This window comes from Arthrobacter sp. MYb227 (assembly GCF_002975435.1).
Taxonomy (GTDB): Bacteria; Actinomycetota; Actinomycetes; order Actinomycetales; family Micrococcaceae; genus Paeniglutamicibacter.
Genome location: NZ_PCPT01000011.1, coordinates 1 through 15,453 on the forward strand (window position 1 = coordinate 1; position 15,453 = coordinate 15,453).

Consider the following 15,453-nt stretch of genomic DNA (forward strand, 5'->3'; position numbering starts at 1 on the left):
GCCCACCCAGCCCCAACACACCAACGGTGCTACCGGGGCCAATGTTGTGGTGGCGCAACGGCGAATACGTGGTGATGCCAGCACAAAGCAGCGGGGCTGCTGCGGCCGGATCCAACGCATCGGGGATGCGCAGCACAAAGTCGCGGTCAACCACCACGGCCTTGGAATATCCGCCTTGGGTGTCTTCACCGGTGTGGATATTGCGCGCACCATAAGTACCCACGGATTTGCTGCAGAACTGTTCTAGTCCCTGGGTACAGGCATCGCAGGTGCGGCAGGAATCGACCAGGCAGCCGACGCCCACGCGTGCACCAACGGCCAGGTCGGTAACCTCTTCACCCACTGCCCCGACGATGCCAACGATCTCGTGCCCCGGGACCAGCGGCAGGGCCTTGGCTCCCCATTCGCCACGTCCGGCGTGTACATCTGAGTGGCAAAGCCCGCAAAATTCGATGTCGATGAGCACATCCTGTGGGCCCGGCGTGCGGCGTGGGATTTCCAGCGCAGTCAACGGGCCGTGTTCCTGGGCGATGCCCAGCGCGCTGACCAGGTTGCTGCTTGTGGTGCGCGCGGGGTCTGCTGCGGCATCGAGAAGCTGACCCGCTGACGGTGCCGGGGCAATCTTTTGCGCAGCTAATTCATCGGCGCGCTCTCTGAGTCTTTGAAGTGCCTTGGGAACGGGAGGAACTGGGCGACCAATCATATCTTCGAACTTACCCCCTTTGCGGTGGCCTGAGCCAGTGAGGCTTAAACCGGCTCGTATTCCTCTGGAATTATGGGGCTCCGTTTGCTAGCTTTCACCCCATGAGCATTAAACTTGAGAACGTGGGCATTGCCGTCGAGCATTTGGAGGCCGCCATCGCGTTCTTCACCGATCTGGGGCTCGAGGTGCTGGGCCGTGACGAGGTCAGCGGCGCATGGGCCGATACTGCCGTGGGGCTCGATGGAAATCACGCGAAGATCGCATTGCTCCAAACACCCGATGGCCACGGGCGCCTTGAGCTTTTCGAATATATTCACCCGCGGGCCATCGAGACGAGCCCGACGCTGCCGCACGAGATCGGCATGCACCGCGTGGCATTTTCGGTCGATGACATCGAGGCGGCCCTTAGCATTGCCGCGTCGCACGGCTGTTATCCGCTGCGTGGGGTGGCAAACTACCAAGACATCTACAAACTCACCTATCTGCGCGGTCCCAGCGGGATCTTGGTGATGCTCGCCCAAGAATTGAGCCGGGACTAAGTCCGTAGGTCCGGCCGTCCAAGTGGGTGCCCCGAACCGATGTTCCATAAGCTAGGTACGGGGCTGCTACCGTGGCATCGCTACGCACCGTATGGCTGGCCAAGACTCCCTGAGGGTCAGTTGGCCACGGCGCGTCTTCCAGCACAAAGGGATCTTTGCCGGGCTCGGTCGCCGCTGGTTTCGCACCATTGATGCGCACGGTCCCACGACGCGTGCGTCCCTGAGTTTGAGGCGCGGATCGGGATGGTGGAAGATGTCGTCGATGCGGTCTCGTACATCGGCGCCCGGCATCCGCCATCCGCCAGCGCTAGTGCGCTTAGCGCTGCGGCGCCGGCAATTCCTTGTACTACGCTTCGATGCGTCGGCTGTGTCATAAAATTCCTTTCTCGCACGAATTAGATCTCGCACGGTAGGGAACCTTGGTGAACTCCAGCCTTCTAGGCAGCTGGGGGGCTCGGACTCACACCAGATGAAATTTAGCTGGCGTTGCCCGGGGCGCGCTGGCTCATCAACGTGCTGGCTAAGGGGTCTCCCCCGTGGCAGCGGGGCGGGTGGCATCGGCCGAATATTGCGACCACGAGCCCGGATACAGTGCCGCGGTAATGCCGATAGTATGCAGGGCGAGGATTTGGTGGGCGGCGGTCACGCCGGAACCGCAGTAGCTGGCCACCGTGGGTGCCGTGCCTGCTGTGTCCTCGTTCCCTTCAGTTTCGGCTTCGGCATGGATACCGAGGGTAGCAAAACCGGTGATGAGTGCCTCGGTGGGTAGGAACCGTCCATCGTCGGCCAAATTCTGCGTGGTCGGGTGACTCAGGGCACCGGGAATATGCCCGGCACGCGGGTCGATGGGTTCGGTCTCTCCGGTGTAGCGCTCAGCGGCGCGAGCATCGAGCAAGGCACCGGGGAAATCCTGGGCCGCCCACATATCGATGACCGGCAGCTGATCCCAGCCGAGCTGAACATGCCCGGGAAGCGCCATGACCTCACCGGTTTCCAGACGATGACCGGAGCCGGTCCAAGCATCGAGTCCACCATTGAGCACCAGCACGTTCTCAAAGCCCGCGTGACGCAGCAACCACCAGGCACGGGCCGCGGCAAGTGCACGGGTGGCATCGTACACAACCACGGTTGAAGCACGGTTGATGCCCCAGCGACGTGCCGCGGCCTGAAATTCTTCGGGATCGGGAAGCGGGTGGCGGCCGGAAGCGGGGCTGGGCACCCCGGCAAGTTCGTGATGCAGGTCGACGAATACCGCGCCGGGGATGTGTCCGTCGAGGTAGTGCTGATGCCCCTGAGGATCCCCCAGCGCCCAGCGGACATCAAGGAGCACCACTTCGGTGTCGGTGGCCAGCAGCGCCTCGAGTTCTGCTGCCTCAATCAGTGGTGTGCCTGCCATGCGTCTCTCCCTCGGGTGGGGCCGGTAAAAGTGTTGCCGGTCAAAGATTCCTTGCCGACATGCACGACTCTACAGCCGGGCGGGCGTCCAAACCCACCATTTGATCTGAGCCCTAGGTAGTCTGGTGTGGTGGATACAACACCCCTGATCTCGCTGCCCGAACCCTGCGCCAACCGTGCCTGGGTTGATGCCGCGGTGCGTACCATCGACGCCGAATCGATGCGTTCGGCCGATACGCACCTGCATAAGTTAGAACTGCCCGCACAGTGGGGCATCGATTTATACCTGAAGGATGAATCGACGCACCGCACCGGCAGCCTGAAACACCGGCTGGCCCGTTCGCTCTTCCTCTATGGTCTTGTCAATGGGTGGATTACCCAGGGCACCACGATTGTTGAGGCGTCCTCCGGGTCAACCGCGGTCTCCGAGGCGTACTATGCCAAGCTATTGGGCTTGCCGTTTATTGCGGTCATGGCGCAGAGCACCTCCCCGGAAAAGATTGCGTTGATCGAAGAGGTCGGCGGCACCTGCCATCTGGTCGCTGACCCATCCACCGTCTATGAGGTGGCCGAGCAGCTGGCAGCACAAACCAATGGGCACTATATGGACCAGTTCACCTATGCCGAGCGGGCCACCGATTGGCGCGGGAATAATAATATTGCCGAATCCATCTTTGAGCAGTTGGCCATGGAGGGGCACCCGATTCCGGCGTGGATCGTCGTGGGTGCCGGCACCGGAGGGACCTCGGCAACCATTGGCCGCTTTGCCCGCTATCACCGCTATCCAACCCGGTTGGCGATCGCTGACCCGGAGGGCTCTGCCTTCTCCCCCGCATGGCATGCCTGGAATGATGGGGGCGATCCGGCGCTTGCCACCGGTACCGCAAGCCGCATCGAAGGCATTGGGCGCGCGCGTCCGGAACCAAGCTTTGTGCCCTCGGTCATCGATTTTATGTCAACGGTGCCCGATTCTGCTTCGGTTGCCGCGATGCGTCACCTCAAGGAATTTGCGCAGCTGTCCCCGGGGCCTTCCACCGGCACCAATTTGTGGTTGGCCTGGCAGATTGTGGCACGCATGCTGGCCAATGGACAGAAGGGCTCGGTGGTGACGTTGCTCTGTGACAACGGGGAACGCTATGCCGGTTCCTATTACAACGATGACTGGTTAGCAGGTGCCGGGCTGGAACCTGCCCGTTACGCAGGTCGCATCGAACGCCTGCTAGAAACCGGTTCCTGGGACTAATACGCACCGAATTGCGTGTGGCTGGCGCGCCTCAACGCACCAGCCACACACCTGAGCGCCGGCTAGCTCGGCGCGTCAAGTGCCAACGGTTCCTCGCCCAGGCGCTGGTAGCCGGCTCCGGCGGCGGTGCAAATCCGGGTCAGGTGCCCGTCGAACATGGAAAGCCCGCGCTCATTGAGCAGTCCATCGTGAATTGGAAAATTCTGTGCAGCACCTACGCTTGCGACAAAATCGAGGGTTTCGCCAATCTTGGCCCACGGTGCATGCAAGGGCACCAGTAGGGTTTTGATGCTGATGCCCTCGGGCACCTGGTAGCTGTCTCCGGGGTGGTAAAGAAACTCGTTAATGAAGTAACCAATGTTTGCAACGCGTGGCAGCGATGAATGGATGATCGCGTGGGCTCCACCATGGGTGCTGATCTCCATTCCCGCGACGCTGAAGTGTTCACCGACTTCTACCGTATTAATGCTTTCGGTCTCGATGCCGCTGACTGCCACATCCTCGGATGCCGCGATGGCAGCAAGCACCTGTTTTGCAACGGTCCCCGGCGCGTACACGGTGATCTGTGGGTTTGCACCAAGTACCGCTAGCACCGCCGGAATATCTAGGTGATCTGCGTGTTCATGGGTGATGAGCACCGCTTCTACATCTGCCATGGCCCGATCGAGCGGGGAAAAGTTCCCCGGGTCTAGTACCAGCGCGCGGCCCCGGTGCGAGAGACGAATACAAGCGTGGGAAAACTTTTGAATCTCCATGTTCCTCAGCCTAGGTGAACGTGCGCACCGCGAGAAGCACTGGCTCCTGGTTTATTCGCTGACCCACACTGTGGTGCCCACGATGCGTGCTGATCCCCCACTGCTAAACTTGGTTTAGCATCTGTGCATTTGTTGCCGCGCCGATTCTTAGGGGTTCATGGCATGCATACGATGATGTCGTGCTGATTTTCAAGGAGTGCTTCAACCAAATGACCAATCCCATGACCGAGCGACGCCAACCCGAACAACGCGTGACTAAACAGCGTTTGGCGGTTACCGCGGCCCTCGGCCAGGTTGACGATTTTGTGACCGCCCAAGAATTGCACCGCTGGCTGGTCGATGAGGGCGACAAGGTTTCGCTGGCCACCGTATACAGGCTGCTTTTCTCGATGGCCGAAGACGGGCTGGTTGATGTGCTGCGCAACCCCGAGGGCGAGTCAATGTACCGCCAGTGCGTTGCCGAACATCATCATCACCACTTGGTCTGCCGAATTTGTGGCAAGGCGGTTGAGGTCGAGGCACCCGCCGTTGAGCAGTGGGCGGCCCGTGTTGCTGCGGAAAACGGTTTTACGGAGCCCTCACACACCGTGGAGATTTATGGGTTGTGCCCTATCTGTTCGGCTGCCAAGAATGGCGAATCCACAACTAAGTAACAGCACAGTTTTGCACTAAAGCATCGTTGCGACGAATGCGCTTAACGGTTGGATAGCCGCAGCAAAATTTTACGCCGAAGGCGGGTGGTTCTTGGTGAGCCACCCGCCTTCGGGCGTTGAAGACCAGGTGATTCTGCGCGGCTTTGCTTCCTGCTTGGCCGCGCCGAGATGGGAATTTGCTAGGCGGCAACCGCCGCATGCACGACGCGGCGCACCTTATCCCGTCGCCAAGCAATCAACCGGCAGATCACGTAGATCAAGAACGAGATGGTGGTGACGTATGGGCTGATCGGTAGCGAGCCGGCAAGCGCCAGCAGGATGCCGCCGACCACCGAGGTCATCGCGAAGGCCACCGACAAGCTCACGGTGACCAGCGGATTTGCGCTGATCCGCATGGCCGCAGCGGCCGGGGTGATGAGCAGCGAGAGCACCAGCAGCGCGCCAACCACCTGAATCGACAGGGCCACGGCAAGACCCAGCACCACCATGAAGGCAACGGAAAGTTTGCCCGCCGGGATGCCGCGCGCCGTGGCAACCGCAGGATCCGCGCTCATGAAGGTTAGCGGGCGCCACATGGCGATCAACGCCACCATCACGATGACCGAACACACCGCAAGCAAGCCCAGCTGGACCGTATCTACTGCCACGATTTGCCCGGTGAGCAGGCCGAATTTATTGGCGCTGCGTCCCTCATAGAGGGCCAGGAACAAGATGCCTAGGCCCAGTCCGAAGGGCATCAGAACCCCGATGATCGAGTTGCGGTCCTTGGCCGCCGCGCCCATCAGGCCCAAAACCAGTGCCGCCAAAATCGAGCCGACCAGCGAGCCGACCACCACGTTGGTACCGATCAGCAGCGCAAAGGCGGCCCCAGCAAAGGAAAGCTCGGCGATTCCATGCACCGCAAATGCCATGTCCCGCAGCATCACGAAGATGCCGATCATGCCCCCGACCAGGCCTAATAGAGCCCCGGCGATGAGCGAGTTGCTGACCAGTGGCAAGATTTCGGCGTAGTCCTGAAAACTGAACACCGTGTTCCAGATTTCTTGAAGATTCACGATGCGGCGCCCCTGAGCTGTTGCGTAGTTTCTGCATGCGGGTGGGAATGATTCACTGTTTCTGGCATGCCAACTACCACGATGCGGCCGTTGGAACGGAAGACCTCAATGGGGCTGCCATAGAGCTCGGAGAGCACCTCGGATTTCATGACCTCGGCCGGAGTTCCAACGTGGAATCGTCCGCCGGCCAGGTAGAGTACTCGGTCAACGTATTGCAGGATCGGGTTGATCTCGTGGGTCACAAAGATCACCGCCGCACCCTGGTCGCAGGCCTGTTTGTGAATCAGTGAGGAGACCGCCTGCTGGTGATGCAAGTCAAGCGAGAGTAGCGGCTCGTCGCAGAGCAGCAGTCGCGGATTATCCGCCAGCGCTTGGGCGGCACGTAGGCGCTGCTGCTCACCGCCGGAGAGCACCCCCACCGGCCGATCGGCATAGGCCGTGGCGCCGACAAGTTCAAGTAATTCATCGACGCGCTGACGCACCGCACGATGCTTGAGCCGGATCCCCCATTTATGACCGTCAATGCCCAAGGCAACCAGGTCGCGGGCACGCAGCGGGGTGTTATCGGCAAAGGGGCGCTGCTGCGGAATGCTGCCCACCAGCCGGGAGCCGCGTGTTGCCGGCTTGCCGGCGACCTCGACGCTGCCACTCGAGAGTTTTTGTAAGCCCAGCAGGGTTTTGAGCATTGTGGTTTTTCCCGACCCATTGGGGCCCAGCACCGCCAGGAATTCGCCGGGTGCCACATCTAGGTTCAATCCGTCCCAGAGCAGCCGGTTGCCGAAACTCAGCGAGGCATCGCGCAGCCTGACCACCGGTTCTTGATGGTGTGCTGCGCCGGCGTCGGGTGTTGCAGCGCCAGTGGGGTTAGCCGTTTCCAAGAGCGACCTCGAGTTCGTGCACGTTAGATTCCATCCAGCTCATGTAATGCTGCCCCTCGGGCAGGGTTTCGGTCATGCTCAGCACCGGTACCCCGGCTTCTTGGGCGATGGAGCGGACCTTGTCGGTTTGTGCTCCGGAGGTTTGGGTGTTGAGTGCCAGTACCGCGTATTCTCCGTGGTGTAGCCCATCGGTGAGGCGCTTGAGTAACAGCGGGGAGACATCCTCGCCGGCTTCCATGGCAGCGCTAAACCCGGCGGGGGTTGCATCGGTGAGTCCGGCATCGGTCAGTAGGTAGTAGGCAAGGGGTTCGGTCATGGCAAACTTTTTGCCTTCGGCCAGCGGCCGCAGCGATTCTAGATGCCCGGCCAGCGAACCGATCTGGGCGTCGAATCCGCGGGCGGCATCGGTGAAGTCTTCCGCGTGTTCGGGCATGAGTTGGCCATATTCGCGAGCAATTTCAGCGGCCAGGGCACCGACGGTATGTACGTCATACCAGACGTGCTCGTTGGGCCCGGAATGATCATGGGTCCCGTGATCGGTGACGGGTGCCGATGCCTCATCGGGTGCCGCCTCGTCGTGGCCGGCTTCATCGTGCGCCTCGGTGTGACCGCCGGCAGCCAGGAAGTCCACGGCATGCAGTATCGAACCTGTGGGCAATTCGAGGCCAGCGGCCATCGAGTCCATGAACGGGTCATATCCCCCACCATTGGCGATGATGACATCGGCCTTGGACAGCGCGAGCATATCGCGCGCCGTCGCCTCGTAGGAGTGCGGATCCTGTGAGGTCTTATCCACGATGGCCTTCACGCTGACATGCTTGCCACCCACCGCTTCGGCCACATCCGCGTATACGGAAGTGGAAGCGACAACGTTAAGCACGCGCTGTCCAGAGGCCGTGACACCCGCACCTTCCGCCGGTCCCGTAGCGGAACATGAGGAAAGCAGCAGGGCTGCGACGACTGCGGACAGGAGGCTCAGTGGTACGCGCATGGTGGGGTTCGCGGGCCCTTTCGAAGGAGAACAAGAACACCAGACTATCTCAAATGCGAATCATTCGCATCATTGAGCGCTGCGATTTTCACGACGAATACCGCGCTTTTGATTCTGATCATCGATCTCACCGACCAGCTGCTCAAGCACATCTTCCAAGAAAAGCACGCCCAGGGTGCTGCCGGATTCATCGACGACGCGGGCCATATGCTCACCATCGGCGCGCATCTGCTCCAGTGCATCTTCGATCTCGGCATCGGCTTGCACCACACCCATGGTGCGTAGCTTCACCCCGGTAATCGGCTCGCGATAACGCGAATCCGGGATGCCCATGACATCCTTCAGATGCCAATAGCCCAGCAACTCATCGCCATCGCTAATCACGATGCGGGAGAACCCGGTGCGCCCAATGGTGCGTTCAAATTTCTCAACCGTGGGTTCCGGCGGCAGGGTGACTAGCGCCTGACGCGCAACCATGGTGCCCTGGGCGGTGAGGTTTGAAAATTCCAGCGCCTTGGAAAGCATCACAGCGTCGTCGGCCTCCATGGTGCCCGAAAGCGCCGAGGACGCAATGATCGATTTGACCTCTTCAGCGGTAAACGCCGAGGTCACCTCGTCCTTGGGTTCGACCTTCATGAGGCGCAGGAACATGTTGGCAATGCTGTTAAGCGTGCTCACGATGGGGTGCACCATCTTGGCCAGGAAGAGCAGCGGCCCGGAGAGCAACAGCACCGCCTTATCGGCCATCGATACCGAGATGTTCTTGGGCACCATTTCGCCGAAGGTCACGTGCAAGAAGGTAACAATCAGCAGCGCAATAATGAACGCGATACTTGCGGCAAGGCCTGCGGGCACACCAAAGGCCTCGAGCGGAACCACCAGCAGGTGGTGAATTGCCGGCTCCGCAACGTTGAGGATCAGCAGCGAACATACGGTAATGCCCAGCTGGCAGACCGCGAGCATGACGGATACCGATTCCATGGCACGTAGCGCGCGTGTGGCTCGCTTATCCCCGGCATCGGCAAGCGGCTCAATTTGGGAGCGACGTGCGGACATCACGGCAAATTCGGCAGCAACAAAAAACGCGTTGCCCAGCAGCAGGATGACTAACCAGAAAATTCCTACCCAGTTACTCATTTTGTGGCCTCCGTGCCGGTGTCCGAACCCGATTCGGGGGTGCGTGCCGAGGGCGCGCTTGAGGCGGAATCCGCGGAAATATCGGGCAGCGGGGCCGCCGGAGTAAAGCGCAATTCGGCGATGCGTCGCTTATCAAGCGCAGTTACTTCAAAGACACCACCCTCGGTATCAACGTGGTCGCCAAGCACCGGAACTCTGCCCAGTTCCGCCATGACAAATCCGGCGGCGGTCTCATAGGACGCGTCATCGGGAATTTCTACCTCGCCAATGAGCTCATTGAGCTGGTCGGGGCGGAACATCCCGGGAATCACCCAGGAGCCATCTTCCAATTGGCGAACCTCGGGGATTGCCGTGTCATGCTCGTCGGCGACCTCGCCAACAATTTCTTCAATCAAATCTTCAAGGGTGACCATGCCGGCGGTTCCACCGTATTCATCGAGCACGATGGCCATCTGCAGGTTTGCCGTGCGCAGCTGGACCAACAGATGGTCAAGGTGCACGGTTTCGGGAACAAAGATCACCGGGGTCTTGGATTCGCCGACCTCTTTACCCACACGCTTTTCGCGTGGGATGGCGATGACAGTCTTAATATGGCACACGCCCTTGATCTCATCGCTTGAGCCATCGGTGACGGGAAAACGGGAGAATCCGGTCTTCTTGGCAAGCGCTATGACGTCTTTGACGTCCGCGTCGTGCTCAATGGTTTCCATGGCCGTACGCGGGGTCATCACATCTGCCGCAGAACGCTGTGAGAAACGCAGCGTGCGATCAACAAAGAGCGCGGCATCCTTATCCAGGGTGCCAAGTTGCGCCGAGCGACGCACCAGCGAGGCAAGCTCGGCCGGAGAACGAGCACCGGAGATTTCCTCCTTGGCCTCGAGCCCAAAAAGGTGCAATACCTTGTTGGAAAAACCGTTCAATAGCACGATGGCCGGCTTGAAAATTGCGGTAAAAATAAGTTGGGGACGGGCCACCGCCCGACCAATCTCAAACGCCTTGGCGATCGCCAGGTTCTTGGGGACCAGTTCGCCGATGACCATGGAGAGCAGCGTGGCCAACACCATGGCAACAATCAGGGAGATGGGCACCGCTGAGTCCCCCAGGCCCAGCTCGCGCAGTGGACCCTGAAGCAGCTTGCCGACCGAGGGTTCCATGACATAACCGGTCAGCAGCGTGGTCAGTGTGATGCCCAGTTGGCAGGAGGAGAGTTGGGTGGATAGGGATTTGAGGCAGTGCAGTAACGGTTCTGCCTTGGTGTCTCCGGCATCGATGGCCCGCTGGACCGTTGAGGCATCAAGCGCTACCAAGGAAAATTCGACGGCGACAAAAAAGCCGGTGCCCAGAATGAGCGCCAGGCCGACGGCTAGAAGTATCCATTCCACTTATTTTTCACCGCCTCGAGGGACGATGCGCACAGCGGGCTTAAACGGCCGCTGGCAACGGTTCTGATGCTGGATCCAGGCCGGTCTAGAAGGCTCCGATAGCGAAGCCGAACTGGTCGAGCAATGACATGTATGGCCGGCACCGCGTGTATTCACGACTGGCCGGCACAGAGAGTGGCTGTCCATTATGCAAATAGTCTAGCCGAAGCGATGCTCGAAGCGGGCCGTGGTGGCGCCGGGTTCGGGCACACTGCCATGGGTTGGTCAATGCTTCCGAGTCCAGGAATCGGGGCCGCCGGGTGATGCCCGCCGCGACACGCCCGAAAACCAAGATCACTTCGGGCACGCTGCGCCTCAATGCGCCGAGGCTTCGCGGTACCGTGTGTGATCCTGCCCCGCTCCTAGCGAGCAACGGTGCTGACCCGATGCGGAAAATTGGCCGGCGGCGAACCCTTAGCTGGGGGGAATCTCGTGGCGCCTTACGGGCACCAACATGGTCAAAATGCTTGAACACCGCCAAATAGTTTGCGCGCGCAAGAGGGGGGGTGCCCCCCCGTACCAGCTACCAAGCAGCTGGCTAAACATCGTCAAGCTTAAAACTGTGATGCATTCCCCCGGGGCACCCCGAGCCCGGAGCGTGCTGCGCCACCTACAAGCAACTCATCACGACCCGTCCGGAGGGTAGTTTTGCCCGCTTGGCGCAGCACACATGTGATACCTAACTCAATGCTTCCCCGCTGGGCGCTAAATGTCACTAGACTACTTAGCAGGTCTAGAACTATGCCCTCGTGATGGTTAGCGTCACGATGCGGCGCTAGGACAAACGGAAATACAGGGAAGAGGCGTAATACCGTGCCAGATCAATCGCACCACCGACTCACAGAAGAGTTCGGCGGGAACGAATGGCTAGTCGATGAGCTGTACCAGCAGTTCCTCAAGGACAAGAACTCGGTAGACAAGAAGTGGTGGGACATTTTTGCGTCCCTCGGCTCCAATCAGGCAAATGCCTCCGACGCCACGGCGGTAGCACCTGCCGCCGCGCCGGCCGCAGCTACCGCACCGGCAGCACCAACGGCAACACCCCGGGCTGCCACTGCTGCCCGCGTGGTTGACACCACCGGCACCACAGCAACGGCATCGGCAGAATCATCGGCAGTCTCCGGAGCCGCCGCGGCAGCTCCGCGCGTTCCGGCAGATCCGGCCCCGGTGACTAAGTCACAGCCGATCCCGGCGCAGCTGCCCAAGAAGACCGCTGCGGCGGCCATGGGCGAGGAAAAGCGCACTCAGCTGCGTGGCCCCGCCAAGGCCATTGCCACCAACATGGAACAGTCACTGACCGTTCCCACGGCCACCACCGTTCGCGCGGTGCCGGCCAAGGCACTGATCGATAACCGCGTGGTCATCAACAACCACCTCAAGCGCGCTCGCGGCGGCAAGATCTCCTTCACCCACATCATCGGCTTTGCCGTGATCCGTGCGCTGAAGCTCTTCCCTTCCCAGAACGTCACCTACGCCGAGATCGACGGCAAGCCGATGGCCATCGCCCCGGCTCACGTGAACTTCGGTATCGCCATCGATATGCCCAAGCCCGATGGCTCACGCATGCTGGCAGTGCCGAACATCAAGGCAGCCGAAACCCTCTCCTTCTCCGAATTCTGGGAGACCTACGAGGGTTTGATCAAGCGTGCCCGCGCCAATAAGCTCACCGCCGATGATTACGCTGGCACCACCGTCTCACTGACCAACCCCGGCGGCATCGGCACCGTTCACTCGGTCCCGCGCCTGTCTAAGGGCCAGGCCACCATCGTGGGCGTTGGCGCCCTTGAATACCCTGCCGAATTCCGCGGCGCGGCCGAGGTCACCGTGGCCAAGCAGGGCGTAGGCAAGGTCATCACACTGACCTCCACCTATGACCACCGCGTCATTCAGGGTGCCGGCTCGGGCGAATTCCTCAAGCTCGTTGAATCCCTCTTGCTCGGCGAGCAGGGATTCTACGACGAAATCTTCGAAGCGCTGCGCATCCCGTACGAGCCGGTGCGCTGGGCCGTCGATAACCAGGTAGACGTCGAGCTGCAGGTCAACAAGATCGCTCGCATTCAGCAGCTGATCCACTCCTACCGCGTGCGTGGCCACCTGATGGCCGATACCAACCCGCTGGAATACGTCCAGCGTCGCCACCCGGACCTCGACATTCAGACCTATGGTCTGACCCTGTGGGATCTGGACCGCGAATGGGTCACCGGCGGCTTCGGCGGCAAGGACCGCCTGTTGCTGCGTGACATCCTGGGCGTGCTGCGCGATGCGTACTGCCGCACCACCGGCATCGAATACATGCACATTCAGGATCCGGTGGAACGCAAGTGGTTCCAGGACGAGCTGGAGCACCCCTACCTGAAGCCAACCCGCGAAGAGCAGCTGCGCATCCTGGGCAAGCTAAACTCCGCAGAGGCCTTCGAGACCTTCCTGCAGACCAAGTTCGTCGGCCAGAAGCGCTTCTCCCTTGAGGGTGGCGAGTCCCTGATTCCACTGCTCGATGGCATTATCTCCGACGCGGCAGATGCCGGAATCGAAGAAGTTGGCATCGGCATGGCCCACCGAGGACGGCTGAACGTACTGACAAACATCGCCGGTAAGACCTACGCACAGGTCTTCCGCGAATTTGAAGGTACAGCAACCCCGGGCTCGGTCCAGGGTTCGGGAGACGTGAAGTACCACCTGGGCACCGAGGGTTCCTACACCTCGGACACCGGCAACCAGACCAAGGTCTACCTTGCCGCGAACCCGTCGCACCTTGAGGCAGTTGACCCGGTGCTCGAGGGCATCGTGCGCGCCAAGCAGGATAAGGCTGGCTCGAAGAACTTCAACACCCTGCCACTGTTGGTACACGGCGATGCAGCATTCGCCGGCCAGGGCGTCGTCTCCGAAACTCTCGCCTTCTCGCAGCTGCCCGGTTACAAGACCGGCGGCACCATCCACGTGATCGTGAACAACCAGGTCGGTTTCACCACTGCACCTACCTCTTCACGTTCATCGGTGTACGCCACCGATGTTGCCAAGCAGGTTCAGGCACCGGTCTTCCACGTCAATGGTGATGACCCGGAGTCTGTGGTGCGCATCGCACAGCTGGCCTTCAAGTACCGTCAGCGTTTCAACAAGGACGTCGTTATTGATCTGGTGTGCTACCGCCGCCGTGGTCACAACGAGGGCGATGACCCGTCGATGACCCAGCCAATGATGTACAACTTGATCGAAGCCAAGCGCTCGACCCGCAAGCTGTACACCGAGGCCCTGGTTGGTCGTAATGACATCACCCAGGACGAGGCAGATCAGGCACTGCGCGATTACCAGGAACGTCTGGAACGCGTCTTCGCCGAAACTCACGCCGCGCAGACCTCACCGATCCCGGTGATCACCGCCGGTGCCACCTCGATTCACGACCTTGAGCTGCCAGCGGCTCAGCGTGATGATGAGGCAGCCCCTGCACGCGAGAATGCCAGCGCCATCAGCGCCGAAACTCTTGCACACATCGGTGCAGCACACCTTGCAATTCCGGAAGATTTCACGGTCCACCCGAAGCTCAAGGTCTTGCTGGAGCGTCGTGCCAAGATGAGCACCGAGGGTGGTATCGACTGGGGCTTCGCGGAAATCGCCGCCTTCGGTTCGCTGTCCATGGAAGGCGTGCCGGTTCGTCTGGCGGGCCAGGACTCGCGCCGCGGTACCTTTGTGCAGCGTCACGCGGTCTTCCACGATCGTCTCAATGGCGATGAGTGGTACCCGATCCTGAACCTAGCCGAGGATCAGGCTCCACTGTGGATCTACGACTCACTGCTGAGCGAATACGCGGCCCTAGGCTTCGAATACGGTTACTCGGTTGAGCGCCCCGAGGCCCTGGTGCTCTGGGAAGCGCAGTTCGGTGACTTCGTCAACGGTGCCCAGACGGTCATCGATGAGTTCATCTCCTCGGCCGAGCAGAAGTGGGGCCAGCGCTCATCGATCGTCATGATGCTGCCGCACGGCTATGAAGGTCAGGGCCCGGATCATTCCTCGGCTCGTATCGAACGGTTCTTGCAGATGTGTGCGGAGCAGAACATGGTCGTGGCTCAGCCTTCAACCGGTGCCAACCACTTCCACCTGCTGCGTCGTCAGGCCTACGCCCGTCCACGCAAGCCGTTGATCATCTTCACCCCGAAGCAGCTGTTGCGCCTGAAGGCCGCGGCATCCTCGGTAGAGGATTTCACCACCGGCGGTTTCCAGGAAGTCATTGGCGATACCGCCAACCTGAACCCGGCAGAGGTCGATCGCGTGCTACTGGTTTCCGGTCGTCTGTACTACGACCTGGCCGCGGCACGCACCAAGGCAGCAGATACCAAGACGGCAATCGTGCGCGTCGAGCAGCTTTACCCGCTGCCGGCACAGGCAATCGCCGCCGAGGTGGCCAAGTACCCGAACGCAGAAGTTGTCTGGGCACAGGACGAACCTGCAAACCAGGGCCCATGGCCGTTCGTCGGACTGAACCTGCCAGAAGCACTTGGCAAGTTTGTCCGTCTGGTGTCCCGTCCGGCTTCCGCCGCAACCTCGACCGGTACGCACAAGCGTCACGAGGTTGAGCAGGCCGAACTGCTCATGCAGGCGTTCAAACGCTAAAGTGATCTAGCTGGGTGGGGGCCGCACAATTCGTCGGGTGGCCCCCACGGTTAGATCTCATTTCACCTTCGGGGCGAG

The 15,453-nt window shown here is 60.7% G+C and carries 12 protein-coding genes; 4 read left to right on the forward strand and 8 right to left on the reverse strand.

All coding sequences use genetic code 11. The features are described from left to right. Positions 1-703 (reverse strand): alcohol dehydrogenase catalytic domain-containing protein (locus tag CQ018_RS16315; protein ID WP_181149940.1); only part of this gene is annotated, 703 nt, incomplete at its 3' end. 101 nt (positions 704-804) lie between these two features. Between CQ018_RS16315 and CQ018_RS16320 the strand changes: the two genes are divergently transcribed. Then, positions 805-1,242 carry a VOC family protein gene (locus tag CQ018_RS16320; protein ID WP_105551084.1) on the forward strand — a complete coding sequence of 146 codons (438 nt, stop codon included), beginning with the start codon at positions 805-807 and terminating at the stop codon, positions 1,240-1,242. Between the two features lie 520 nt (positions 1,243-1,762). Here the strand turns inward: CQ018_RS16320 and CQ018_RS16325 are convergent. Next, complete coding sequence (locus CQ018_RS16325; protein WP_105551085.1) at positions 1,763-2,638, reverse strand: sulfurtransferase; 876 nt, start codon at positions 2,636-2,638, stop codon at positions 1,763-1,765. Positions 2,639-2,857: 219 nt separating this feature from the next. On the opposite strand from CQ018_RS16325, the gene CQ018_RS16330 reads away from it, so the two are divergent. After that, positions 2,858-3,880, forward strand: a complete 1,023-nt coding sequence (locus tag CQ018_RS16330) for a PLP-dependent cysteine synthase family protein (RefSeq protein WP_105551165.1) — start codon at positions 2,858-2,860, stop codon at positions 3,878-3,880. 62 nt (positions 3,881-3,942) lie between these two features. Here the strand turns inward: CQ018_RS16330 and CQ018_RS16335 are convergent, their stop codons facing one another. Next, positions 3,943-4,635 carry an MBL fold metallo-hydrolase gene (locus CQ018_RS16335; protein WP_105551086.1) on the reverse strand — a complete coding sequence of 231 codons (693 nt, stop codon included), beginning with the start codon at positions 4,633-4,635 and terminating at the stop codon, positions 3,943-3,945. Between the two features lie 209 nt (positions 4,636-4,844). Here CQ018_RS16335 and CQ018_RS16340 point away from each other — a divergent pair, with 209 nt between their 5' ends. Continuing rightward, positions 4,845-5,288, forward strand: coding sequence for a Fur family transcriptional regulator (locus CQ018_RS16340; protein ID WP_105551087.1), 444 nt, complete (start codon positions 4,845-4,847; stop codon positions 5,286-5,288). A 179-nt stretch (positions 5,289-5,467) separates the two neighbouring features. Here the strand turns inward: CQ018_RS16340 and CQ018_RS16345 are convergent, their stop codons facing one another. From CQ018_RS16345 to CQ018_RS16365, 5 genes are all read right to left on the reverse strand, one after another. After that, the gene (locus CQ018_RS16345; protein WP_181149942.1) at positions 5,468-6,343 is read right to left on the reverse strand and encodes a metal ABC transporter permease; all 876 of its coding nucleotides are present in this window, start codon (positions 6,341-6,343) and stop codon (positions 5,468-5,470) included. Further along, positions 6,340-7,155 (reverse strand): metal ABC transporter ATP-binding protein, encoded by an 816-nt coding sequence (locus tag CQ018_RS16350; protein ID WP_105551166.1) that lies wholly within the window; start codon positions 7,153-7,155, stop codon positions 6,340-6,342. Before CQ018_RS16350 ends, CQ018_RS16345 begins: the two co-directional genes overlap by 4 nt. A gap of 52 nt (positions 7,156-7,207) precedes the next feature. Continuing rightward, complete coding sequence (locus CQ018_RS16355) at positions 7,208-8,212, reverse strand: metal ABC transporter solute-binding protein, Zn/Mn family (protein ID WP_105551089.1); 1,005 nt, start codon at positions 8,210-8,212, stop codon at positions 7,208-7,210. Positions 8,213-8,281: 69 nt separating this feature from the next. Continuing rightward, positions 8,282-9,349: a hemolysin family protein gene (locus CQ018_RS16360; protein WP_105551090.1), complete on the reverse strand. Its 1,068-nt coding sequence runs from the start codon at positions 9,347-9,349 to the stop codon at positions 8,282-8,284. Further along, complete coding sequence (locus tag CQ018_RS16365; RefSeq protein WP_105551091.1) at positions 9,346-10,731, reverse strand: hemolysin family protein; 1,386 nt, start codon at positions 10,729-10,731, stop codon at positions 9,346-9,348. The genes CQ018_RS16360 and CQ018_RS16365 overlap by 4 nt, the downstream gene beginning before the upstream one ends. 852 nt (positions 10,732-11,583) lie before the next feature. On the opposite strand from CQ018_RS16365, the gene CQ018_RS16370 reads away from it, so the two are divergent. Next, positions 11,584-15,375 carry a multifunctional oxoglutarate decarboxylase/oxoglutarate dehydrogenase thiamine pyrophosphate-binding subunit/dihydrolipoyllysine-residue succinyltransferase subunit gene (locus CQ018_RS16370; RefSeq protein ID WP_105551092.1) on the forward strand — a complete coding sequence of 1,264 codons (3,792 nt, stop codon included), beginning with the start codon at positions 11,584-11,586 and terminating at the stop codon, positions 15,373-15,375. The last annotated feature ends 78 nt before the right edge of the window (positions 15,376-15,453 follow it).

Bases quoted from the DNA above. Each gene is read 5' to 3' on its own strand.
- CQ018_RS16320 (WP_105551084.1), top strand. From the start codon at position 805: ATGAGCATTAAACTTGAGAACGTGGGCATTGCCGTCGAGCATTTGGAG.
- CQ018_RS16325 (WP_105551085.1), bottom strand. From the start codon at position 2,638: ATGGCAGGCACACCACTGATTGAGGCAGCAGAACTCGAGGCGCTGCTG.
- CQ018_RS16330 (WP_105551165.1), top strand. From the start codon at position 2,858: ATGCGTTCGGCCGATACGCACCTGCATAAGTTAGAACTGCCCGCACAG.
- CQ018_RS16335 (WP_105551086.1), bottom strand. From the start codon at position 4,635: ATGGAGATTCAAAAGTTTTCCCACGCTTGTATTCGTCTCTCGCACCGG.
- CQ018_RS16340 (WP_105551087.1), top strand. From the start codon at position 4,845: ATGACCAATCCCATGACCGAGCGACGCCAACCCGAACAACGCGTGACT.
- CQ018_RS16355 (WP_105551089.1), bottom strand. From the start codon at position 8,212: ATGCGCGTACCACTGAGCCTCCTGTCCGCAGTCGTCGCAGCCCTGCTG.
- CQ018_RS16360 (WP_105551090.1), bottom strand. From the start codon at position 9,349: ATGAGTAACTGGGTAGGAATTTTCTGGTTAGTCATCCTGCTGCTGGGC.